Here is a 23057-nt window from a genome sequence, read left to right on the forward strand (position 1 = left end):
GGTCAGCTCACCTCCTTGGGCAGGGTGAATGTGATGGACTCGGTCCCGGTGGTGGCCGTCGTGACGGTCACCGGTCCGAGACCGGACAGGCAGGACACCACGTCGTCGACGAGGTGGTCGGGCGCGGACGCACCGGCGGTGACACCGACGCGGTGCACCCCGGCGAGCCAGCGCAGGTCGAGCTCGCCGACGTCGTCGACGAGGTGGGCAGGCACGCCGTCGCGGCCGGCGACCTCCGCCAGCCGTCGCGAGTTCGAGGAGTTGGGCGAGCCGACCACCAGCACCAGGTCCGCGGTGGCGGCGACGGCGCGCACCGCGCGCTGGCGGTTGGTCGTGGCGTAGCAGATGTCGTCGCGCCGGGGCCCGGCCAGGCCGGGGAACCGCCCGCGCAGCACGTCGGCGATCTCCTCGGCCTCGTCGACGGCGAGCGTGGTCTGCATCGCGTACGCCACCCGGCCCGCGTCGCGGGGCTGCACCGTCCTGGCGGCGGCGACGTCCTCGACCACGACGACGTCGTCCGGCGCCTCCCCGACGGTGCCCTCGACCTCCTCGTGCTCGGAGTGGCCGATCAGGAAGACGGTGTTGCCGCGGTCGGAGTACCGGCGGACCTCGGTGTGCACCTTGGCGACCAGCGGACAGGTCGCGTCGATCACCGACAGGTCGCGCACCCTGGCCTGGTCGCGTACCGCGGGGGCGACCCCGTGGGCGGCGAGCACGGCGACCGCTCCGCGCGGGATCTCCTCGACCTCCTGGACGAACACCGCGCCGCGGCTCTCCAGCCCGCGCACCACGTGGGCGTTGTGCACGATCTGGCGGCGCACGTAGACCGGCGCCCCGAAGCGGACCAGCGCCCGGTCGACGACCTCGATGGCGCGCTCGACCCCCGCGCAGAACGACCGCGGCTCGGCGAGCTCGACGGTCCGCGGCCCGGTGGCGGCCAGCCAGTCGCGCAGCGCGGGCGCCGCGCGGCGCAGGCACCGCAGGGCGGCCACTCCGCGCACGACCGTGCCGGGGCGGTACAGGGCCGCCGACGGCGTGTCGACCACGGCGCGGACCACCGCGAACGGTCCACCGCCTGCTCCGGCCGCGAGCCAGGCCGACTCGGTGTCGACGGTCAGCGCGCCGCTGCGGGCGAGCTCGGCGCGGCGGGCCCCGTCCACCACGACGGGGCTGGAGAGGACCGGGCCGACGTGGACGCGCAGCCCGCACCGGCGCAGTGCCGCCGCCAACGGGGCCGCGGTCGGCACCGGGACGGGGTCGTGCCCGTCGCGCCGCACCTCGTCGGCGACCACGAGGTCGCCGGGGCGCAGCCGGTCGTCGAGCGCGCCGGCGACCCCCACGACGAGGACGGGACGCGGCCCGGTCGCCGCGAGCGCGGCCGCCGCGGTGGCCGCCCGGCGCGGGCCGAACCCCGTGCGGAGGACCTCGGTGGCGCCGAGCGGCGCGGCGACGGCGGCCCGCTCCACCCGCAGCGGGGTGCACACGACGGGGGTGGTCATCGTTGTCCGCCCAGGTACCGGCCGAGCGCCGAGACCGGGAACACCATGCGGTAGAGGTGGTAGCGGATGTAGAAGGCGCCGGGGAACCCGGTGCCGGTGAACTCCGGCTCGTCCCACGAGCCGTCGTCGAGCTGCGTGTCGACCAGCCACCGCACCCCGCGTTCGACGGTGTCCGAGCGCTCACCGGCCGCGAGCAGCGCGAGCAGCGCCCACGCCGTCTGGGACGCGGTGGACGTTCCCCGCCCGGACCAGGCCGGGTCGGCGTAGGACCGGATGTCCTCGCCCCAGCCGCCGTCGGGGTTCTGGTGGAGCTCCAGCCAGCGCACCGCGCCCCGGATCGCGGGCGACGACTCGGGCACCCCGGCGGCGATGAGGGCCGGGACCACCCCGCCCGTGCCGTAGACGTAGTTGGCCCCCCACCGGCCGAACCACGACCCGTCCTGCTCCTGGGCGGCCAGCAGCCACGCGACGCCGCGGCGGCAGGCCTGCGACCCCGAGAGCCCTTCGGCCACGAGCATCTCCACCACGTGGGCGGTGACGTCGGCCGACGGCGGGTCGATCACCGCGCCGAAGTCGCAGAAGGGCAGTTTCGTGATGAGCTCGCGGGTGTTGTCGGCGTCGAACGCGCCCCAGCCGCCGTCCCGCGACTGCATGCCCACGGTCCAGTCCACCCCGCGGTCGATCGCCGCGCGCATCCGCGCGGGCTCGGGGTGCGCGACGCGGCGCAGCGCCAGCACGACCTCGGCCGTGTCGTCGATGTCCGGGTAGCCGTCGTTGTCGAACTCGAACGCCCACCCGCCCGGTGCCAGCTGCGGCCTGCGCACCGCCCAGTCGCCGGTGACGCGGACCTCCTCGACGAGCATCCAGTCCGCGGCGCGCACCACGGCCGGGTCGTCGGGAGCGACACCGGCGTCCAGCAGGGCCGTGACGGCCAGGCAGGTGTCCCACACCGGCGACTGGCAGGCCTCCAGCCTGCGGACCCACCCGTCGGGGGTGTGCTCGCGGACCAGGAAGCGGTCGAGCCCCGTGATGCCGGCCTTCATCGCGGGATGATCCATCGGGTAGCCGAGGAGGTGCAGGCAGAGCAGCGAGTACACCCACGGCGGCTGGATGCCGCCCCAGGAGCCGTCGGCCTCCTGACGGGCGAGCACCCACTCGGCGGCGCGGCGCATCGCCAACCTGCGCAGCGGCCGCATCGGGTGGCGGGAGTAACGGTGCAGCACCGTGTCGAGACGCTGGAACGCCCCCGCCCAGGACCACAGCGGGGCCCGGCGCGGCCGGGCGGCCTGCCGCTGCCCCGGGGTCAGCCGTTCCTGCGGGCAGCGCAGCTCGTCGATGCCGAACGGCAACGGCCGTGCCGGGCGCAGGGTGGCCACGACCGTCAGCGGGACCACGGTCTGGCGGGCCCAGCAGGCCCAGTCGTAGACGTTGAGCGGGAACCAGCGCGGCAGGAACACCATCTCCGGCGGCATGTCGGGCAGCTCGTCCCACGACCACAGCCCGAACAGCGCGAGCCAGATCCTGGTGAAGACCCGGCTGTTCTCCGCCCCGCCCCACGCGAGCACGAACTTCTGCGCGCGCTGCATGTGCTCGGCGTCCGGCGGGTCGCCTGCCAGCCGCAGCGCCACCCAGGCCTCGACGGTGGTCGAGAGGTCGCCGGGACCGCCACGGAAGTTCGCCCAGGTGCCGTCGGCCCGTTGCTGGGAACGGATCCAGCGGGCGGCCTCCTCGGTCTCCTGGTCCTCGCGGATGCCGAGGAACTCCCGCAGCAGGAGGTCCTCGGCGTCCATCGTCACGTTCGTCTCGAGCTCGCCCTTCCACCAGCCCTGCTCGTCCTGCTGGGACCGGAGGAACCCGACGGCGGCGTCGAGTGCCGAGTGCAGACTGCGTGAGGTGGTCTCCGGCGCGGTGAGGGTCATCAGAACTCCCGGTCGGTGAGGTGACGGCCGAGTGCGACGAGCTCGGCGCGGGTGACGTCGGGAAGCTCGACGCCCGCGAGTGCCTTCTCGGCGAGCGACATCCGCCTGCGTGCCTCGGCCGCGGCCCAGTCGCGGCCTCCGCCGGACTCGACGAGGGCGGCCGCGCGGCGCAGCTCGGGCTCGGTGTCCGTGCCGGTTCCAGTGAGCCAGCGCGCCAGGTCCCGCCCCGCCGTCCCCCCGTGGTGCACGGCGTAGGTCACCGGCAGCGACTTCTTGCGCGAGCGCAGGTCCGACAGCACGGGCTTGCCGGTCACCGCGGGGTCGCCCCAGATCCCGAGCAGGTCGTCGACGAGCTGGAACGCGGCCCCGAGCTCGGCACCGTAGGTGCGCAGTGCCGCGGTGAGCGCAGCGTCGGCGCCCGCGAGCACCGCCCCGACCTCCGCGCTCACGGCGAGCAGCGCGCCGGTCTTGCCCGCGGCCATCGCGAGGCACTCGTCCACCGCGACGTCCGTGCGCCGCTCGAACGCGATGTCCTCGGCCTGGCCGCGGATCAGCTCGCGGGTGGTGCCGGTGACCAGCCAGGCCGCGCGGGCCGCGTGTGGCGACTCGGCTTCCAGCAGCACCTCGACGGCGAGCGCGAGCAGCGCGTCGCCCGTGAGGATCGCCGAGGGGGCACCCCACTGCGCCCACACCGTGCGGCGGTGCCTGCGCTCCGTGTCACCGTCCATCAGGTCGTCGTGCAGGAGCGAGAAGTTGTGCACGAGCTCGACGGCGACCGCACCGGGCAGGCCCGCCGCGGCCGTCGCGCCTGCCGCCTCGGCCGACAGGAGCGCGAGCGCGGGCCGCACGGCCTTCCCACCGCCGTTGCCGGGCGAACCGTCCAGCTCGGTCCAGCCCAGGTGGTAGGACGCCTGCTCGCGGCTCGCGGGATCGAGCCGGGCGACGGCCGCCCGCAGCCCGGGGGTGACGATCTCGCGGCACCGCCGGAGCACGGCGGTGGCGGTGTCGGTGGCGGTGGACGCGGTCATATCGCGACCCCTTCCGCGCGGGCCGGCGTGCCGGCACCGGCGAGCACGGCGTCGGCCGCGGCGTTCCCGCTGCGTACCGCGCCCTCCATCGTGGCGGGCCACCCGGTGGCGGTCCACGATCCGGCGAGGAACAGGCCGGCGGCCCTGGTGGCGGGGGGCGGGCGCAACGCACCGGAACCCGGCGCCGGGCGGAACGTGGCGTGCGGTTCCCGCGTCACGAAGAAGTCCAGCACCCGCGCGTCGCGGGCGGCGGGCAGCAGCGCCGCCAGCGCAGGCAACATCTGCTCCCGCAACCGGGCGGTCGGCGTGCGGATCAGGTCGTCCGCCGCCGACAGGGACACCGCGACGTACTGCGCGGGCGCGGGGTGCACCCGGCGCAGCCCGGACTGCTCCGTGCGGTCGAACACCCATTGCAGCGGGCTGTCAACAGCCGCCAGGAAGGGAACGCCGAGCACCCGCCGGTCGTAGACGACGTGCACGTTGACGATCGGCGAGCTGCCCAGCGCAGCGGACCACCCGTCCGGCAGGTCCAGCACCCCCTCCGGCACCAGCCGTTCCGTTGCCGCGGGCGGCACGGCGCAGATCATCTGATCGACCACGGTCTCCTCCACCCTCTCGCCCTCCCGTTCGGAGCTGAGCTGCCAGCCGTCAGCTGTCCGCTCGAGCGCGCGGACCTTCGTCGAGATGCGGACCCGCACCCCGGCCGCGCGCAGTGCGCGTCCCGCCGCGTCGTCGTGCAACCGGCCCAGCGGCACCCGGGACCAGCCGATGTCACCTGCCGCCGCGTCGGTGAGCAGCCCGAGCTGGAAGACGGTGGCGGCGGGCGCGAGTGAGGCGGTGTCCGCCCCGGCGTTCAGCGTCGCCACCCCGACCAGGTCCCACAGCGCCTCGATGGCCCGGCGGCTCTGGCCGTGCTCGGCGAGCCACCGCCCGAAGCTGACGGCGTCGGTGGCGGGGTCGGCGGGATCGACCCCGCGCAGCGCCAGCGCCGCCCCGACCAGCCGTAGGCGGTCCACGACGGGGAGCGGGCGGTGACGCAGCAGCGCCCCCGCGAGATGCAGGGGCGCGGGGAGCCGGGACCGGCGCAGCCGGCCGGGCCGCCGCCCGGGGATGTGCACGGGGATGTCCAGCCGGTCCTGCAGCGTCACCAGGTCGGTGACACCGAGGCGGTGCAGCAGCTCGCGGTAGGCGGTGCAGCACCGCAGGAACACGTGTTGTCCGTTGTCGACGTCGAGCTCGCCGCGGCGGAACGAGGACGCGAGGCCGCCCAGCCGGGGCCGCGACTCCAGCAGCGTCACGGCGCAGCCCGCGTCGGCGCAGCGCAACGCGGCCGCGATCCCCGCCAGACCGCCGCCGACCACCCCGACCCGTACAGGAGCACTCATGAGGTGCCGGCTCCCACCGGAGCGCGTCCCGACAGCGCCCGCGCCGCCACCGCGGCCTTCTGCCAGCCCGAGAGCGACCGCCGCTGGTGGTAGACCGACGGCGGGTCGGCCGCGATGTCCTCCAGCAGCTTCCGGTAGATGCCCGACATCGCGGTCACGCAGGCGGAGCTGCGCCGGTCGAGCAGCGGCACCAGCTGCAGGCCCTCGGCGTACCACCCGCGGGCCCGCTCCGCGCTGAACGTGATCAGCTCGGCCAGGCCGCCGGTCTTGTCGACCAGCACGTCGTGCTCGTCGAGGACCAGCTCGACGCCGAAGCGCTCCAGCTCGGCGCGGGGCAGGTAGATGCGGCCGTGCTGCAGGTCCTCGCGGATGTCGCGCAGGATGTTGGTCTGCTGCAGCGCGATGCCCAGCACGTCGGCGTAGCGGGCGGCCTCGGGGTCCGGGCTGGAACCGAAGATGCCCAGGCACAGCCGCCCCACCGAGCCGGCCACGCAGCGGCAGTAGCCGACCATGTCGTCGAACGTCTCGTAGAAGCAGGCCGCCGTGTCCGACTGGGCGTCCATCGCGACGTCCGCCTCCACACCGTCGACGAGCTCGTCGAACGCCCCCAGCGGGATCGGGTACCGCGTCGCCGCGTCGGTCACCGCCACCAGCACGGGGTCGGCCGGGTCCGGGGGCCTGCGCAGCGACTGCCGGACGTCGGCCAACGCGCTCACCTTCTCCGCGGTGGGTAGGTCCCCGTCGCCGATGTCGTCGATCCGCCGGGCGAGGGCGTACACCGCGCAGAGCGCCGCGCGCTTCGCGGGCGGCAGCAGCCGGATGCCGTAGTAGAAGTTGCGGGCCTCCCGCCGGGTGATGGCGTCGCACGCCTGGTAGGCGTCGTCGAGGGGGGTCCGTGGCGGGGTCACAGAGCACTCCGGATCAGTTCGGGGACGAGGTGCCGGATGACGTCGCGCCGCCGGGCCGCCGGCGAGCCGGCCAGCACATCCCACTCGGCGCGACGCAATGCGTCGGCGGCAGCACGGCCGCCGGCCACGTAGCCGGCGACAGCGAGACGGGCCCAGCCGTGCAGGGTCCTCACGACGGCGGCACCCTCGTCGAGCAACGCCACCGCGCGAGCGGTCTCATGGGCGATCAGTCTGCGCAGCGCGGGTGACGCGCTGGCCGACCACAGATCGCCCTGGTCATGCCGAGCCTCGCCGACGGCAGCGCCGGCGACATCGCTCGTATTGGTGATTCCGAAGCGGTCGAGGTCCTCCAGCGGGAGGTAGATGCGCCCCCGGTCGCGGTCCTCCGCGACGTCCTGCCAGTGCTCCAGCAGCTGCAGCGCGGTGGAGACCTGGTCGGCGGCGCGCTCGACGGCTCCTCCCGGCGGGGCGTCGACCTCGAACACGGCGAGGACGAGGCGGCCGATCGGCTCGGCCGAGAGAGCGCAGTAGCCGAGCAGCTCGTCCCAGGTCCGGTACCGCGTGACCTGCTGGTCCTGGAGGTTGGCCGCGATCAGCCGGTCGAACGGTTCCTGCGGCAGGCCGCCGTCGCGCACGACGGGAACCAGCCTGCGCAGGACCGGCGCCCGGGGGCCGGTGCCGTCGGGCGACCAGACCGTGCCGAGGTCGTCGGCGAAGGCGCGCAGCTCGGCGGCCCGGTCGCCGTCGGCCTCGTCACCGAGGTCGTCGATCGTGCGGACCACGTCGTAGACCGCGTGCAGCCGGGTGCGCACCCGGGCGGGCAGCACACGGAGCGCAACGGGGAAGTTCTCGGCCTGCTCGGCCTGCCGGAGCCGCGCCTCGGCACCGGGGAGCGGCATGGCGGACGCACCCTGGGCCGGCCGCGATTCGCGCATGAGCCGATGTTGCCCGGGAACTGCCGCCGTCTCTGCGCATCTGTGGTTAATTATTTAGGTGCGATTTTGTCAATCTCGTACAACTCGGGCGCTGGATACGCCCGGACAGGCGTAGAAGATGTGTGTGGACGTTCCAGATCCCTCGTTGGCCGGTCTGGTGCCGGCGCTCGTCGAGCGGCTGCCCGAGCTGCTGGACGAGGTGCGCCTGGCACTGGAGGAGGACTGGCCCGACTATGCCCACTTCCTCGCGGCCAACCGGGAGGAGGTCGGCGTCGCGGCGGACGCGGCGCTGAACCGGCTGGTCACCCTGGTCACCAGCAGCAACACCGACGGTGGGGTCGAGAGCGAGCTGTTCGAACAGATCGGCCGCATCCAGTGGCGCCAGGGCAACGACCTGACGACCCTCCTGTCGGCCTACCAGATGGGGGCGCGGGTGTTCTGGCGCCACGTGTCCACCGTGGCCGTGGAGCACGATGTCGAGCCGCGCACCGTTGCGGCGCTGGCCGAGGCGGTCTTCCTCTTCGTCGACAAGCTCTCCTCGTCCTCGGCCCGCGGCTACGTCCTCGAGCAGTCCGAGGCGGCGGTCACCCGCGAACGGCTGCGCGAGGAGCTCGTCGGGCTGCTGCTGTCCGACCGTGCCGACCGGGCCGCCGTCCAGGCGGCGGCGGAGCGGGCCGAGTGGCCCCTGCCCGACGAGCTGGCCGTGGTCCTCGTGGAGCCCGACAGCCCGGCCGCGCACCAGGCTCTCGCCCGCCTCGACCCGTCGAACATCGTCTTCAGCCGCCCGCCGCTGCTCGGGGCGATCGTGCCCAACCCGTCACACCGGAACCTGCGCCGGCTGGCGACGGTGCTGCGCGGCACCCGGGCGGTGGTGGGCGTGGCCGTCACCGCGGACCGGCTCCCGGCCAGCCTGCACATCGCCGAGACGGCGGCCCGCCTCCAGCGCTGCGGGGTGCTGGTCGACGACCCCGTGTTCACCGCCGACCACCTCGACGCGATCATCGTGCACCGCGACGCCGGCCTGCTCGACGCGCTGCGGGCGCGCGTGCTCGGCCCGCTGGCCACCTCCTCGCCCGCGTCGCGCGAGCGCCTGTCCGAGACGCTGCTCGCCTGGCTGCGGCACATGGGCGACCGGCGGGCCATCGCCGCGGAGCTGCACGTGCACCCGCAGACGGTCCGCTACCGCCTCGCGAAGCTGCACGAGCTGTTCGGGGACGATCTCGACTCGCCCAGCACGCGGGCGCAGCTCGTCCTCGCACTGGCGTGGGGGCCGCCGCAGCCCTCCCGGCCGGCACCGAGAGCGATCGGGGCCGGTCCGGTCGGCGCGACCGCGACGGACTCCAGCGGGCCGGGTTGCTGACCCGTCGGCTGCTCCGTCCGCCCGGCTGACACCCGCCGTCCGGGTGCCTTCCGGCAGGAGCTCCATCCCTTTTGTCGGCAATGTGGCTGCCAACTTTTCCGCAGCATTTAGAAATGCTTACGAAAAGCGGATCACTGAACCAGGGGAACGTCGGCGCTATCACATGTAACCGGCGCGACACCTCGCATCTTCGGCGGGCGCGCCGACGTTCCATCGTCGTACTCTTGAAACAACATGTATTGCAGGCGGGTACGGAACCGTCACCAATATCCGTTTTGGGGGGTGGGGGCAGTGGCAGGGCCGAGATTCGGGCCGGGCCGGTCGGGGGTGCGGCTGTGCGGCTGGACCCGCGTGCCGACGGGGCCGGTCGCGGGGGCGGCCGTCCCGCTGCGCCGTGGTGCTCCCGCTGGTCGAATCTGGGGAAAGGACTAGCAGTGATCGAAACTTCTTCGTCTGCCTACCTCGCGAGCGACCCGGGCATGCTGCCCAGCTGGTGGCGAATGGTCGACCGCCGCGACGGCGTGCATCTGCTGGTCGGTGGGGAGCTCGACATGTCGAGCGCCGATCTGCTCGACGAGGCGCTGCGGCTGCTGGAGATCTTCCCGCTCACCTCGCACGTCGACCTGTCCGCCGTCACCTACGCCGACAGTGACGGGATGGAGCCGCTGGCCGCCAGCGCTCGGCGCCGCGCCCGCAACGAGCTTCCCCCGCTGCACCTCGCCGGGGCCAGCCGTCCGGTGAAGCGGCTGTTCGACGTGCTCTCCGGGGCCGAGCCGCGGGAGAGCGCCACCGCGGGATGACGATCGGCGCGCCGCCGCCGCGGGTGACGCCGCACGCGGCGGACGGATCGCGACCGCGCTGACGCGGCGCGGCGCGTGCTCGTGCCGGCCACGCCCGGCCGATGGGCCCGGGCGTGGCCGTCCTGCCCGCGCGGGCGCAGCCGGGCCCGCTGCCGCCCGGGGAATCTTGTGAATCCCCTGTCGGCGCCGGCTCCGACTTAATCGGGAATTCGCCGAACCGGTCGGCCGTTGGATGCGTAGTAGTAAGTGGGCGTAACTTTCACCGGCGGCCCGACCAGTGTGGGTCGGCACACATATCGCCGGTCCCAGTTTTCTCAGCTCCTCCACATGTGGAGTCGCCGGGTGATACCCGTGGGGTATCAGCGCGCCCTTTTCCGTTCAGGTCGGTAGCCAGGAAGTCGAGGAGACATCGTGAGCACGCTGCTGCAGGAACCCGGTTCGATGCCCGGCCCGGGGCCGCGTCCGGGTCTTGTGCTGGTGGCTGCCGACTACGCGCAGGAATCCCGGACCCATCGAGGCGAGCGTCTCGACCAGGTCTTCGAGGAGCGGGTCGACGGGATGCGGGCCGCCGGGCACGCCGGCCACCTGGCCGTCGACGCCGGTGAGACCACCCTGACCTTCACCGAGCTCGATGAGCGGGCCAACCGCCTCGCCCGGTACCTGCTGGCGAACGGGGCGCGGCCGGGTGACCGGATCGGGTTGTTGTTCGACCAGGCGGTGCATTCCTATATCGGGATGCTGGCGGTGTTGAAGATCAATGCTGCGTACGTGCCTTTGGATGTGGCGTTCCCGCCCGATCGCATCGCCTACATCCTTTCCGATGCCGGTGTGCGGATGGTGCTGTCGTTGTCGCACGTTCGGGACCGGGTCGAGGGTCTCGAGGACTTCGCGCCCGGCCTGGTCTATGTCGACCGGGTGGCCGGTGCCGTTGCGGAGCAGAGTGCGGCCCGGCTCTCGGTGGGTGAGCGGGGTGAGCCGGTGGAGGATCTGGCCTACCTGATCTACACCTCGGGCACCACTGGCCGGCCCAAGGGCGTGGCGATCGAGCACGCGAGCATCTGCAACTTCGTGCGGGTGGCCGCGGAGGTCTACGGCATCCGGACGCAGGACCGCGTCTACCAGGGCATGACCATCGCGTTCGACTTCTCGGTGGAGGAGATCTGGGTGCCGTGGGTGGCGGGCGCGACGTTGGTGCCCAAGCCGGCGGGTTCGAGCCTGCTGGGGCTGGATCTGCACGAGTTCCTGACCGAGCGGCGGGTCACGGCGATGTGTGTGGTGCCGACGCTGCTGGCGACGCTGGAGGAGGACCTGCCGCTGCTGCGTTTCCTGCTGGTGTCGGGGGAGGCGTGCCCGCAGGACCTGATCGCGCGCTGGCACAAGCCGGGGCGGCGGTTCCTGAACGTCTACGGCCCGACCGAGGCCACCGTGACCGCCACCTGGACCACGCTGCACCCCGACCGGCCGGTCACGATCGGGCAGCCCCTGCCCACCTACACGACCGTGATCCTGGACCGGGACGACCCCTCGCGCGCCCTCCCGTACGGCGAGATCGGTGAGATCGGCATCGCCGGGGTCGGCCTGGCCGCCGGCTACCTCAACCGCGACGACCTGACGGCGAAGGCGTTCATCCCCGACTTCCTCGACATCCCCGGCAACCCCTCCCACCGCATCTACCGCACCGGCGACCTGGGCCGGGTCAACGCCGAGCGCGAGATCGAGTACATGGGCCGGATCGACCTGCAGGTCAAGATCCGCGGCTACCGCATCGAGCTCACCGAGATCGAGTCGGTGCTGCTGCAGGTGCCCGGCGTGGCCGCGGCCGTGGTGGACACCTTCGAACCGACGCCGGGCGCCAAGGAGCTGGTCGGCTACTACAGCCTGCGCACGGACACCGCCACGCTCGACCCGGACGAGATCATCGCGCACCTCAAGGAGCGCCTGCCCGCCTACATGGTGCCGGCGTACCTGGAGCAGCTCGCGGCCATCCCGATGACGCCGCAGGACAAGGTGGACCGCCGCGCCCTGCCCGCGCCCACCACGCGGCGCTCCGCCTCCACGGGGACCGAGCACGTGGCCCCGGCCACCCGGGCCGAGGAGATCCTGGCCGCCGCGCTGGCGCGGACGCTGGGCGTCGAGCAGGTCTCGGTCGAGGACGACTTCTTCGACGACCTGGGCACCAACTCCCTGCTGATGGCCCAGTTCTCGGCGCGGGTGCGCAAGGAGTCGGCGATTCCCGGGCTGTCGATGCGCGAGATCTACGGCCACCCCACCGTCCGGAAGCTGGCCGCAACCCTCGGTGACGTGGCACCGGCGGCTGCCGCCCCGTCGACCGGTACGGTCGTGCGGACCAGCACCGCCGGCTACGTGATGACCGGTGCGCTGCAGCTGCTGGCGTTCCTGGTGTTCACCTACCTCGGTGGTCTCGTCGTGGACCGCGGGTTCTCGTGGTCGTCGTCGGGCGCCACCCAGCTGGACGTCTTCGGCCGGTCCGCCCTCTTCACCGGAGGGCTGCTCGTGGCGGTCTGCCTGCTGCCGATCCTGGCCAAGTGGACGTTGATGGGACGCTGGAAAGAGCGTGAGATCCGGCTGTGGAGCCTCGGCCACGTTCGCTTCTGGCTCGTCAAGACCCTGATCCAGATCGACCCGCTGGTGCTGTTCGCCGGGTCCCCGGTCTACAACCTGTACCTGCGGGCGCTGGGCGCGAAGATCGGCCGCGGCACCACCATCATGTCGCGCACCGTCCCCGTGGCCACGGACCTGATCAGCATCGGCCCGGACACGTTGGTCCGTCGCGGCGTCTCGTTCAGCGGCTACCACGCCACCAGCGGCGTCCTGCGCACCGGGAAGGTCACCCTCGGGCGTGACATCTTCGTCGGCGAGTCGAGCGTGCTCGAGATCGGCACGACGATGGGCGACGCCGCACAGCTCGGGCACTCCTCGTCGCTGCACTCCGGGCAGGCCGTGCCCGCGGGGGAGCGGTGGCACGGCGTCCCGGCCGAGCCCACCACCACCAACTACCGGACCGTCGAGCCGCACCCGCGCGCAACCCTGCGCCGGTTCGGCTACGGCGCGGCTCAGATGGTGGGCGCCCTGCTGCTGGTGCCGGCCGTCCTCGGCGCGGTGATCACCCTGCTCACCGCGGTTCCCGGGGTCGACACCCTCTTCCAGCCCACCACGGCGTCGCTCGCCGGCGTCTCGTTCTACCTGTCGATGGCGGCGCTCTCGGCGATCGTGTTCTTCGGTGTGCTGGCGCTGCTCCTCGTCGTGATGGTCGTCGTCCCCCGGCTGCTCAGCCCGCTGGTCCGGCCGGACCGGACCTACCGGCTCTACGGCTTCCACCACATCGTCGCGTCGGTGATCACCCGGCTGAGCAACTCCCAGTTCTTCACGAGGATGTTCGGGGACAGCTCCGGTGCGGTCGGCTACGCCCGTGGCCTCGGCTACGACCTGTCCGTGGTGGAGCAGACCGGCTCGAACTTCGGCACCGAGCTCCAGCAGGACTCGCCGCTGATGACCACCATCGGGACCGGCACGATGATCGCCGACGGTCTGGCGATCAGGAACGTCGACTACTCGAGCAGCTCCTTCCGGATGTCGCGGATCGCGATCGGCGAGCGCAACTTCATGGGCAACAACATCGTCTACCCGGCCGGCGCCAAGATCGGCACGAACGTCCTGCTCGGCACGAAGGTCATGGTGCCGATCGACGGCCCGGTGCGGGAGAACGTGGGCCTGCTCGGCTCGCCGCCCTTCGAGATCCCGCGCAGCGTCGCCCGCGACAGCGAGTTCGACCACCTGAAGGCTCCGGGCGTCCTGCGCCGTCGCCTCGCCGCCAAGAACCGGCACAACGTCGCCAGCATGGCCACGTACCTGCTGGTCCGGTGGCTGCAGTTCTTCGCACTGATCGTGATCACCACCGTGGCCGCGACCTTCTACTCCCGGTTCGGTGAGGTCGCCACCGCCGTCGGTCTCATCGCGGCCGTGGTCTTCAACATCCTCTTCGTGACGGTGGCGGAGCGCGCGGCCACGGGGTTCCGGTCGCTCGTCCCGCGGTTCGTGTCGATCTACGACCCGTACTTCTGGCGCCACGAGCGGCTCTGGAAGGTGCTGGCGGCGCCCCTTTTCCCCGGCACCCCGTTCCGCAACCTCCAGTGGCGCCTGCTGGGTGTGCGCGTCGGCCGCCGGGTCTTCGACGACGGCTGCGGCATCCCGGAGAAGACCCTGGTCAGCATCGGGGACGACGCCGTGCTCAACAACCTCAGCGTGATCCAGTGCCACTCGCTGGAGGACGGCACCTTCAAGTCCGACCGCACCGCCCTCGGCGCCGGTGTGGTCCTCGGCGTGGCGTCCTTCGTCCACTACGGGGTCACGATGGGCGACGGCACGACGCTGGACGCCGACGCGTTCCTCATCAAGGGCGAGGAGACGGCGCCGTTCACCCGGTGGGGCGGCAACCCGGCCACGGAGCGCCGGCCCGAGGCTCCGGCCGTCGCCGCCCCGGTGGTTCCCCTGGCTCCCGCGGCACCGGCCAGCGGACCGTCGGCCGTCGCCGCCTGACGCGGGTCCCGCACGACCACGACGGCGGCGCCGGTATCGGTGCCGCCGTCGTCGTGTGCCCGGCGCCGGGGTCAGGGGGCGTCGTGCCGCGGGACCACGACGACGCTCGGGGTGGCGCCCGCCGTCGACGGCAGAGTGCGCTTCGTCCCACCGACACCCCGGCGTCCGCCACCGCGGCGGCCGGCGTCGTTGGCCAGCAGAACCGCGACCCACGGCAGGACGCCGGTGAGCACGACGGCCACGACCCCGGCAACCGGCGTCCAGAGGTACAGCGGGTACGACGCGGCGAAGCCGACGATGTGGACGACCATGAGAATCACGTAGGTGCGGCGGCGCCGGGCCTGCTCGTCGTGGAAGGACGGGGCGGCGTCGGTGATGACCGGCGGCGTGGTGGACATCGCGGCTGCCTCCTGGCAGTCCCGGAGGCGGGACTCTGCACAACGGAACGTTCTCGTGGCCATCATCGTCCTCCCTTCCGCCGCCTGCACGCAGCATCTCGCGTCCCAACAGGGCAAATGCCACCTTCCCCACGGCCGTTCGGCGCTATCCCGAGCCGCGGGCGCCGTCCTAATCTGAGCTGGTTCGGGAGGCCCCGGACAGCTGCGAGACATGATGGCGACGTACCAGTACCGCTGCCCGGAGTGCGGCCCATGGGTCGCCGCACTACCGATGAGCTCGGCCGGAGCGGCGCGCACCACCGGCCGGTGGCCACGACGGCGCCGGCATCCGCTGTCATCCACCTTCACCGGCCAGGGCCTCGTCCGGCACCGGCTGCGCGAGGAGGCCGGCCGGGACGTCCCCGAGGTGGTCGTGGTGAATGCGCAGGCCGCCCGTCGTCGCCCCGGCACCGCCCTCCGACCCACCGCGCTACCGCTGCCCTGACAGACGCCCGGCCGCCACGCCGCCGGGTCGTGGGCGCAGCAAGGAGGACGAGATGGCGATTGTCGGTCTGCTGTACGTCGGAGCGGTGCTGTTCATCAACGGGCTGCTCCTCATCGGGGCCGTCGACGGTAGAGCGGCTGCGCCGATCAACCTCTTCGTCGGTGGGCTGCAGGTCCTCACCCCGACGTACCTGATCTTCACCGCCGCGGGCGATCCGCAGGTGATCCTGGCGGCGTCGGGCCTGTACCTCTTCGGCTTCACCTACCTCTACGTCGGCATCGGGCTCCTGGCAGGGCTCGACACGACCGGCGTCGGCTGGTTCTCGCTGTTCGTGGCCGTCGCGGCGGTCGGGTACTCCTACGCGAACTTCCAGATACTCGGGGACCGGCCCTTCGGCGTCATCTGGCTGTACTGGGCGTTCCTGTGGGCACTGTTCTTCGTGGTGCTCGGCCTCAAACGGGAGTCCCTCACGCGCTACACGGGCTGGGTGACGATCATCCAGGGCTGGGTGACGGCCGCGATCCCGGCGTACCTGCTGCTCACGAACCTGTGGCGGTACCCGGACGCCGTTGCGCTCGGTCTCGCCATCGGCGGCGTCGTCGTGTTCGGCGCGCTGTTCGTGTGGGACCGCCGTCGCGCGCCTCGCGCGCCTGTCCCGACCAAGCCCGCCCCGTCCGTCCCCGCGGCGACGGGGTGACCCGTTCACACCGGAAGGAGATCCGCCATGCCCGATGTGGTGTTCACCGTCGACCAGTCCAAGTCCATGCACGACCAGGCGGTCCCGGGGCACAACCGCTGGCACCCGGATGTGCCTGCCGCGGTGACGGTCCGGCCGGGGCAGCAGATCCGCGTCGAGTGCAAGGAGTGGACCGACGCCCAGATCGGCAACAACGACTCGGCGAACGACGTACGCGACGTCGACCTGACCGCATGCCACATGCTGAGCGGCCCGATCGCCGTGGAGGGCGCGGAGCCCGGTGACCTGCTCATCGTGGACATCCTCGACCTGGGCCCGGTGCCGGCACCCCAGGAGTACGGGGACGCCCCCGGCCAGGGGTGGGGCTACACCGGGATCTTCGCCAAGGCGAACGGTGGCGGCTTCCTGACCGACTACTTCCCCGACGCGTACAAGGCGATCTGGGACTTCGCCGGGCAGGTGGCGACATCGCGGCACATTCCCGGGGTGCGCTACACCGGTATCACCCACCCGGGCCTGTTCGGCACCGCGCCGTCGGCCGAACTGCTCGATCGGTGGAACCGCCGGGAGCGCGCACTGATCGATCGCGAGCCGGACCGCGTTCCGCCGCTCGCGCTCCCGCCGCTCATGGAGAACTCGCTGGGCGGTACCGCGGACGGCGAGGTGGCCCAGGCCATCGCCCGCGACGGCGCGCGGACCGTGCCCGCCCGGGAGAACGGCGGCAACCACGACATCAAGAACTTCACCCGCGGCTCCCGGGTCTTCTACCCGGTGCACGTCCCCGGGGCGAAGCTCTCCGGCGGCGACCTGCACTTCAGCCAGGGCGACGGCGAGATCACGTTCTGCGGCGCGATCGAGATGGGCGGCTTCATCGACTTCCACGTCGACCTGCTCAAGGGCGGCATGGAGACCTACGGGGTCACGACGAACCCGGTGTTCATGCCCGGCAACGTGGAGCCGCGGTACTCGGAGTTCCTGACCTTCATCGGGCTGTCGGTCGACCGCGAGACCGACGAGAACTACTACCTCGACGCCACCGTCGCCTACCGGCGGGCGTGTCTCAACGCGGTCGAGTACCTGACGAAGTTCGGCTACTCGGGCGAGCAGGCCTACCTGCTGCTGGGCTCGGCGCCGATCGAGGGACGCATCAGCGGCGTCGTCGACATCCCGAACGCCTGCTGCTCGCTCTACCTGCCCACCGCCATCTTCGACTTCGACCTGAGGCCGTCGGCGAGCGGACCCGTGATGCAGGACCGCGGGCAGTGCGCGATGACGTCGTGAACGCCGCCGCCTGAAGAACGGGCGACCCGTGCGCCACACCGGCGCGCGGGTCACCCGGCGTGGGTGACCTGGAGGCCTCGCGAATGAACGACGACACCCCGGAGCAGCCCGAGGTCCACCCGAAGCACCTCGCGTACGACCGGTTCGGCAAGGAGGCGCTGCTCGCCGCCCACGACATCACCGAGGCGCTCGCCGAGGCAGGTGTGGACGACGACGGCGTCGTCGTGCTGCGCACCGACGGGCCCCGGCACAACCTCGCCGATCTGGAGCGGCTCATCGACGAGGCGCTCGCCGAGGACGCCGAGCACCCCGATGAGGACCGCGAGGCCCCCTGATCCTCGCGGCCGCTCGGGAAAAGCGGTGCTCCGTGCCGCGATCGGTGCTTTTCGCGGCTGGTAACGGCCTGCCCAGGTCTCCGAGTAGACGGGTACGCCCGTCGGCTCGACGAGGCGCTTTCCGCCGCGTTCTCGTCGCTGGCCGGGGCGCCGGAAGCGAATGACTGCCCCGAGGGGGTGATGTGAATGGCGACAGCCAGTGACAAGGCCCTCGAGGAACGGGCGACGGTGATCATCGGGCAACAGGTCCGGGACGGTTGTTCGGAAGCGTTCGAGATGTGGCAGAACGACCTGAACGCTGCAGCGGGCACGTATCCCGGGTTCCTCGGCGCCACGATCACGCCGCCCACCCCGGTGCAGCCGGACTGGGTCGTGGTCTACCGGTTCGACTCCCTGGACCATCTCCGGAGCTGGTTGAACAGCGCGACCCGCCAGAGCTTTCTCGACCGGGGCGCCGCGTACTTCGCCGGCCCGCCGACACAGCAGGTGCTCACCCGCGGTGAGGATTCCGGCGATGCGCTCGTCACGGTCGTGGTGACGCATCGCGTCAGGACGGAGGACACCGCCGCGTTCCTCCAGTGGCAGAGCCATGTCACCGCGGCGGAGGGCGAGTTCCCCGGCTTTCGGGGATCCGAGATCTTCCGGCCGATCGAGGGTGTGCAGGACGAGTGGACCACGCTGTATCGGTTCGACTCCGCGGCGACGCTCGACCGGTGGCTGACGTCGGGCCGCAGACGGGAGCTGCTCGACGAGGGCGACCGGTTCCATGACTTCCAGCTACGCACCATCGACAGCTCTTTCGGCAACTGGTTCGCGTTCGACGAGCGTGGGCGGGAGGCGGCGCCGCCGTCGAACGTGAAGTCGGCGGTCGTCGTGTGGGTCGGCCTCTACCCGACGGCGATGGTGCTGACGCTCGGTCTGGCGGTGCTGGTGCCCGGTCTGGCCCTGTGGCAGTCCCTGCTGATCGGCAACCTCCTGTCGAGCTTCGTGATGACGTACCTGACGATGCCGCGCTACGGGAACCCGTTGTTGCGCTGGTGGCTGCGGCCCGCCGGTGATGCTCCGCAACCGCGTACCAACCTGATCGGGTTCGTCGTGGCGATTGCGGTCAACGTCGTCTGGGCGGTGGTCTTCTTCCTGGTGACCGACCACTTCTGGACGCTCCCGTAACGGGCGCGGATTGCCGACTGCCCCGTTCAGGGGCTCGACGGCAGCCGTTCGAACGGTACCGTGACACATTCATTAATGCCCGACATGCGCTGCAGACAGGAGCGGATCATGACTACGTCGGAACCGGCGTCAGCAATTCGCGGAGTCTGGTGGCTGGTGCTGATCCGCGGGATACTGGCGATCCTCTTCGGCCTGTTCGCGCTCTTCGCACCGGGTACCGCACTGCTCGCCCTGGTGTTCGTCTTCGGGGCCTACGCGATCATCGACGGCATCACGGCGATCATTGCCGGGATCCGGCACCGCAAGGAAGAATCACATTGGGGCTGGCACGTCTTCCAGGGTGTCGTGTCGCTCATCGCCGGCATCATCGCTTTCGCGTGGCCCGGCGTCACGGTGCTGGCGATCCTTTTCGTGATCGCTTTCTGGAGCATCGTGAACGGCGTGGGCCAGCTCGTCGAGTCGTTCACGATGCGCAAGATGGGTGCGGCGACGTGGGGCTGGATGCTGGCGGGAGGCGTCGTCAGCGTGCTCTTCGGCATCGTGCTGCTCGCCTGGCCGGGTGCCGGGCTCGTCACGCTCCTGTGGGTGGTGGGGATCTTCTCCATCGTCTTCGGCGTGATCCTGGTCGTGTGGGCGCTGCGCCTGCGGCGCGCGGTCGACGCCCGCGGCGGTGTCGGTCAGGAACAGCGGGCGACCACGGAGTGAGCCGGGCCGCCGCCGGCGGACTGCCGGCGGCGGACCAGCGGTCGGGCTACAGGTTCGGCTTGACGTCCTGGTCGTAGATGCCGGTCAGGGTCTTCTTCAGCGCCGTCAGCTCCGCCTGGGGGTCGGCCTGCTGGGTCAGGATGTTCGCGCAGGTCTTGGCCATCTCCTGGTCGCCGCCGGGGAAGAACACGCGCGCCCGGTCCTGCACGCGGGTGACCTCGAGCTGGTCGATCGCGACCTTGCTCTGCGGGGTCTTCGTCACGAGGCCGGAGATGTCGGCGGACTTGCGCACCGGCAGGTATCCGGTGGCGTCGGCGAAGGCGACGGTGTTCTCCGGCGAGGTGAGGAACTTCAGGAACGTGGCCGCGGCCAGCTGGTTCTCCTTCGGGATGTCCTTCGGGATCCCGAGGCCGGCGCCGCCGGTCGGGCACACCGGGGAGGTGACGACGGGACCACCGGGGAGGGGACCCGCGCCGACGTCGAACGTGGCGGCCTTGAGGATGCCGACCAGGTTGCCCGTGGAGGCCACGGTTGCGCTGACGGCCCCGGCGGACAGGTCGTTGCTGGAGTCCTTGCTCGACACCCCGGCCCACCCGTTCTTGTACACCGAGTCCTGCAGGAACTGCATCGCGGCGACGGACTCCGCGGAGTCACTGGTGACGTCCCAGTCCTTGCTCCACCCGCCGCCCCAGCCCCACAGGTTGTTCTGGAAGGTCCACCCGGCGTACCCCGCGAGTGCCGGCAGCTGGAACGCGTGCTGGACACCGGTGCCGGAGGCCTGCAGCCGGGGCGCCCACTCCGCGAACTCGGTCCACGTCGTCGGGGTCCGGTCGGGCAGCCCGGCCGCCGCCCAGTGCGCCTTGTTGTAGTAGAACAGCGGCGTCGAACGGGCCCACGGGATCGCCCACTGCCCGCCCGCGTACTGGTAGTCGGCCAGCAGCTGGTCGCGGTAGTCGGGGGTCTCGATGCCGACGGTCCTGATCAGCGAGTCGAGCGGGACGATGGACCCCAGCATGTAGTACCGGAACCACCAGACGTCGGACAGCACGATGAGGTCGGGGAGCGTCCCGCCGGTCTGGGCGGTCTGGAACTTCTGCGCGATCTCCTCGTAGTCCTTGCCCGCCGTCACGAGGGTGACCTTGATGTCGGGCTGGGCGGCGTGGAACGCGTCGACGATCTGCTGCGACACCGCCTGGGACGAGCCCGGGTTGCTCGACCACCAGGTGATCTGGGCAGCCGGCTTCACCCCCGAGTAGTCGATCTCGGTCGTCGTCGCTGCCGGGGCGGCACCGGAGGTCGTCGCGGGGCCGCCGCACGCGGCCACGGCCGCGGTGAGCCCGACGGCCGAGGCGAGGCGCAGGAAACCGCGCCGGTCCATGGCCGGGGTCAGTGCAGCGCGGGGGGAGGTACCGGAGGGCATGGAAGGTCCTTTTGATGGGTGGGGAGAGAAAAACGGTGGTGCGGTGCTCGCTCAGTCCTTCACGGCGCCCTGGGTGAGCCCGGAGATGACGTAGCGCTGGAGCGCGGCGAACACGATGAGGACCGGCACGATGACGGCGACGGAACCGGCCATGAGCACCCCGTACGCGGCGATGCCGTTCTCGTTGTTGGTCAGCAGCGTGAGGCCGACCGGCAGGGTCATCATCGACGGGTTGCTGACGATGACCAGCGGCCACAGGTAGTCGTTCCACTCGAACACGATGCTGACCAGCGCGACCGTCACGATGCTGGGCGCGGAGATCGGCACGACGATGCGGGTGAGCCTGCGCCAGTGGCCGGCGCCGTCGATCTCGGCCGCCTCCAGGATCGACATCGGCAGCGTCATGAAGTGCTGGCGGAGCAGGAACGTGCCGAACCCGGTGCCGAGGCCGGGCAGGATGATCCCCCAGTAGGTGTCGGCGCCGCCGAGGCCGGTGACCAGGATGTAGTTCGGCAGCAGCGACACCTGCGGCGGCACCATGAGCGTCACCAGGATCCCGGCGAAGATCAGCTTCTTGGCGGGGAACCGCACGAAGACCAGCGCGTAGGCCGTGGAGATCGCCAGCAGCACCTTGAGCCCGGCTCCGACCACGGTCACGAGCGCCGAGTTGAGGAACAGCCGCACGAAGGGGACGTCGCGGGCGGCCTGCACGTAGTTGGTGGGGGCGAGGCTGCCGGGCAGGAGCGAGGACAGGTCCCGGCTCAGCAGTTCGGTCGGCGTCTTGAAGGACGAGAGCATCATCCACACCAGCGGCAGCACGACGACCGCGACGGCCAGCACGATCGGGAGGTAGGACCCCACCGCCGCGGAGAGGAGGTTGCGCGGGGCCAGCGGGTGCGCGCGGGTGACGGGCTCGGGTCCCGTCGCCGTGAGGGTCATCGGTAGTGCACCCGTCGCTCGAGGACCAGCATCTGGACGGCGGTGAACAGCACCAGCAGGCCGAACAGGACCGTCGACACGGTGGCGGAGTAGCCGGCGCGGTTGTAGCCGCCGAAGGCCTGCAGGTAGGCGTCGTAGATCAGCGTGGTCGTGCCCTGGCCGAGCGGGGTCATGATCCGGATGATGTCGAAGGCCTGCAGCGAGTTGAGAACGCTCGTGACCAGCAGGAAGAACGTGGTGGGGGAGAGGATCGGCAGGACGATCGACCGGAACGTCCGCAGCGGGCCCGCCCCGTCGATGGACGCTGCCTCGAGCAGGTCGCGCGGCACGGACTGGAGCCCGGCGAGGTAGATCACCGCCGCGTAGCCCATGTTCTTCCAGACGTAGACGACGATCACCATCACGAGGCTCAACGACGGGTCGTTGAACCACTGCGGGCTCGGCAGCCCCACGGTGTTCAGCACCTGGGCGATCAGGCCGAGCGTGGGGTCGAACATGAACGACCAGATCAGCCCCACGCCGACCCCGGAGAGCACGAACGGTGAGAACACCGCGGCGCGGGCGAAGCCGACGCCCCGGACGCTGCGGTTCAGCGCCAGCGCGATCAGCAGGCCCAGCAGCATCGACCCGCCGACCGTGGCGACGGTGAAGATCGCGGTCACCCGCGCGATCTCGAGGGTGTCCGGTGAAGTGAAGAACCGTACGTAGTTGCCCAGGCCGACGGGCACGGCCGTGGCCGCGCCCAGGGTCCAGTTGAGGGTGGAGTAGTAGATGTTGCTCAGCAGCGGGCGGTAGCTGAAGGCGACGATCAAAAGGATGTTCGGGGCGGCGAGGGCGAGGAACACGAGGAAGTCGTGGCGCTCACGGGCTCCGAAACGGCGTCGCGGCGCCGGGGCCGGCTTGGGTACGGTCGGTGGCGGTGGCGCCACCCGCACGGACGTTACCGATGACATTCCCGCACTCCGCAGTCCCTGCCCGTCGATCGACACCGCGGTGGTCCGCGGCTGGGCAGACCTTGGCAACACGAAATGAGCGGTTGGTGATCCGAAGTCAGCCGCTTCCCCAACACCCGGCCACCGGCAGGGGCTGATGTATCCCCGTTCCGATCAGCTATCCCGACATATGCGTCAATCGTGCGAAAACGGGCGCGCACCAGATGGTGGAGCCCCAACAAGGGCGGATCGGCGGATCCCGCGCCGTTATTCGTGGGGGGCGCGGGGGTGCCGTGGACCGGGCG

19 protein-coding genes are annotated in these 23057 nt (G+C 71.6%); 9 read left to right on the top strand and 10 right to left on the bottom strand.

Features of this window, described 5'->3' with window-relative positions; all coding sequences use genetic code 11:
* Nucleotides 1–2: 2 nt before the first annotated feature.
* Genes ispH through HF577_RS17810 form a run of 6 tightly spaced genes read right to left on the bottom strand, consistent with a single transcriptional unit; the run spans nt 3 to nt 7674 of the window.
* Complete coding sequence (gene ispH, locus HF577_RS17785; RefSeq protein ID WP_169396999.1) at nt 3–1499, bottom strand: 4-hydroxy-3-methylbut-2-enyl diphosphate reductase; 1497 nt, start codon at nt 1497–1499, stop codon at nt 3–5.
* The gene (gene shc, locus HF577_RS17790; protein WP_169397000.1) at nt 1496–3418 is read right to left on the bottom strand and encodes a squalene--hopene cyclase; all 1923 of its coding nucleotides are present in this window, start codon (nt 3416–3418) and stop codon (nt 1496–1498) included. The genes ispH and shc overlap by 4 nt, the downstream gene beginning before the upstream one ends.
* Nucleotides 3418–4446 carry a polyprenyl synthetase family protein gene (locus HF577_RS17795; RefSeq protein ID WP_169397001.1) on the bottom strand — a complete coding sequence of 343 codons (1029 nt, stop codon included), beginning with the start codon at nt 4444–4446 and terminating at the stop codon, nt 3418–3420. The genes shc and HF577_RS17795 overlap by 1 nt, the downstream gene beginning before the upstream one ends.
* Entirely contained in the window at nt 4443–5831 is a 1389-nt protein-coding gene (gene hpnE / locus HF577_RS17800; protein ID WP_169397002.1) for a hydroxysqualene dehydroxylase HpnE, read from the bottom strand. The genes HF577_RS17795 and hpnE overlap by 4 nt, the downstream gene beginning before the upstream one ends.
* A complete protein-coding gene (hpnD, locus tag HF577_RS17805; protein WP_169397003.1) occupies nt 5828–6739 on the bottom strand; it encodes a presqualene diphosphate synthase HpnD in 912 nt (303 codons plus the stop codon). Before hpnD ends, hpnE begins: the two co-directional genes overlap by 4 nt.
* Nucleotides 6736–7674 (bottom strand): squalene/phytoene synthase family protein, encoded by a 939-nt coding sequence (locus HF577_RS17810; protein WP_169397004.1) that lies wholly within the window; start codon nt 7672–7674, stop codon nt 6736–6738. The genes hpnD and HF577_RS17810 overlap by 4 nt, the downstream gene beginning before the upstream one ends.
* 118 nt (nt 7675–7792) lie before the next feature.
* Here HF577_RS17810 and HF577_RS17815 point away from each other — a divergent pair, with 118 nt between their 5' ends.
* The 3 genes from HF577_RS17815 (at nt 7793) to HF577_RS17825 (ending at nt 14391) form a co-directional block, all read left to right on the top strand.
* Nucleotides 7793–9034 (top strand): PucR family transcriptional regulator, encoded by a 1242-nt coding sequence (locus HF577_RS17815; protein ID WP_169397005.1) that lies wholly within the window; start codon nt 7793–7795, stop codon nt 9032–9034.
* 434 nt (nt 9035–9468) lie between these two features.
* Nucleotides 9469–9834 (top strand): STAS domain-containing protein, encoded by a 366-nt coding sequence (locus HF577_RS17820; RefSeq protein WP_169397006.1) that lies wholly within the window; start codon nt 9469–9471, stop codon nt 9832–9834.
* Between the two features lie 411 nt (nt 9835–10245).
* A complete protein-coding gene (locus HF577_RS17825) occupies nt 10246–14391 on the top strand; it encodes a Pls/PosA family non-ribosomal peptide synthetase (protein ID WP_211174442.1) in 4146 nt (1381 codons plus the stop codon).
* Nucleotides 14392–14462: 71 nt separating this feature from the next.
* On the opposite strand, the gene HF577_RS17830 is transcribed toward HF577_RS17825, so the two are convergent.
* On the bottom strand, nt 14463–14789 hold the full coding sequence (locus tag HF577_RS17830) for a DUF3099 domain-containing protein (protein ID WP_169397007.1): 327 nt from the start codon (nt 14787–14789) through the stop codon (nt 14463–14465).
* Between the two features lie 211 nt (nt 14790–15000).
* Between HF577_RS17830 and HF577_RS17835 the strand changes: the two genes are divergently transcribed.
* The 6 genes from HF577_RS17835 (at nt 15001) to HF577_RS17860 (ending at nt 19461) form a co-directional block, all read left to right on the top strand.
* On the top strand, nt 15001–15273 hold the full coding sequence (locus HF577_RS17835; protein ID WP_169397008.1) for a hypothetical protein: 273 nt from the start codon (nt 15001–15003) through the stop codon (nt 15271–15273).
* A gap of 52 nt (nt 15274–15325) precedes the next feature.
* Entirely contained in the window at nt 15326–15970 is a 645-nt protein-coding gene (locus HF577_RS17840) for an AmiS/UreI family transporter (RefSeq protein ID WP_169397009.1), read from the top strand.
* A gap of 27 nt (nt 15971–15997) precedes the next feature.
* Nucleotides 15998–17251 carry a formamidase gene (gene fmdA, locus HF577_RS17845; protein WP_169397010.1) on the top strand — a complete coding sequence of 418 codons (1254 nt, stop codon included), beginning with the start codon at nt 15998–16000 and terminating at the stop codon, nt 17249–17251.
* Nucleotides 17252–17334: 83 nt separating this feature from the next.
* The gene (locus tag HF577_RS17850) at nt 17335–17586 is read left to right on the top strand and encodes a hypothetical protein (RefSeq protein WP_169397011.1); all 252 of its coding nucleotides are present in this window, start codon (nt 17335–17337) and stop codon (nt 17584–17586) included.
* A gap of 186 nt (nt 17587–17772) precedes the next feature.
* Nucleotides 17773–18756, top strand: coding sequence for an antibiotic biosynthesis monooxygenase (locus HF577_RS17855; RefSeq protein WP_169397012.1), 984 nt, complete (start codon nt 17773–17775; stop codon nt 18754–18756).
* A gap of 108 nt (nt 18757–18864) precedes the next feature.
* Nucleotides 18865–19461, top strand: coding sequence for an HdeD family acid-resistance protein (locus HF577_RS17860; protein WP_169397013.1), 597 nt, complete (start codon nt 18865–18867; stop codon nt 19459–19461).
* A gap of 46 nt (nt 19462–19507) precedes the next feature.
* On the opposite strand, the gene HF577_RS17865 is transcribed toward HF577_RS17860, so the two are convergent.
* Genes HF577_RS17865 through HF577_RS17875 form a run of 3 tightly spaced genes read right to left on the bottom strand, consistent with a single transcriptional unit; the run spans nt 19508 to nt 22773 of the window.
* Nucleotides 19508–20881, bottom strand: a complete 1374-nt coding sequence (locus HF577_RS17865; protein ID WP_211174443.1) for an ABC transporter substrate-binding protein — start codon at nt 20879–20881, stop codon at nt 19508–19510.
* A 51-nt stretch (nt 20882–20932) separates the two neighbouring features.
* Entirely contained in the window at nt 20933–21820 is an 888-nt protein-coding gene (locus HF577_RS17870) for a carbohydrate ABC transporter permease (protein WP_169397014.1), read from the bottom strand.
* A complete protein-coding gene (locus tag HF577_RS17875) occupies nt 21817–22773 on the bottom strand; it encodes a carbohydrate ABC transporter permease (RefSeq protein WP_169397015.1) in 957 nt (318 codons plus the stop codon). Before HF577_RS17875 ends, HF577_RS17870 begins: the two co-directional genes overlap by 4 nt.
* Nucleotides 22774–23057 lie beyond the last annotated feature (284 nt).

It is taken from the genome of Pseudonocardia xinjiangensis, from assembly GCF_012911925.1.
In the GTDB taxonomy this organism is placed as follows: Bacteria; Actinomycetota; Actinomycetes; order Mycobacteriales; family Pseudonocardiaceae; genus Pseudonocardia; species Pseudonocardia xinjiangensis.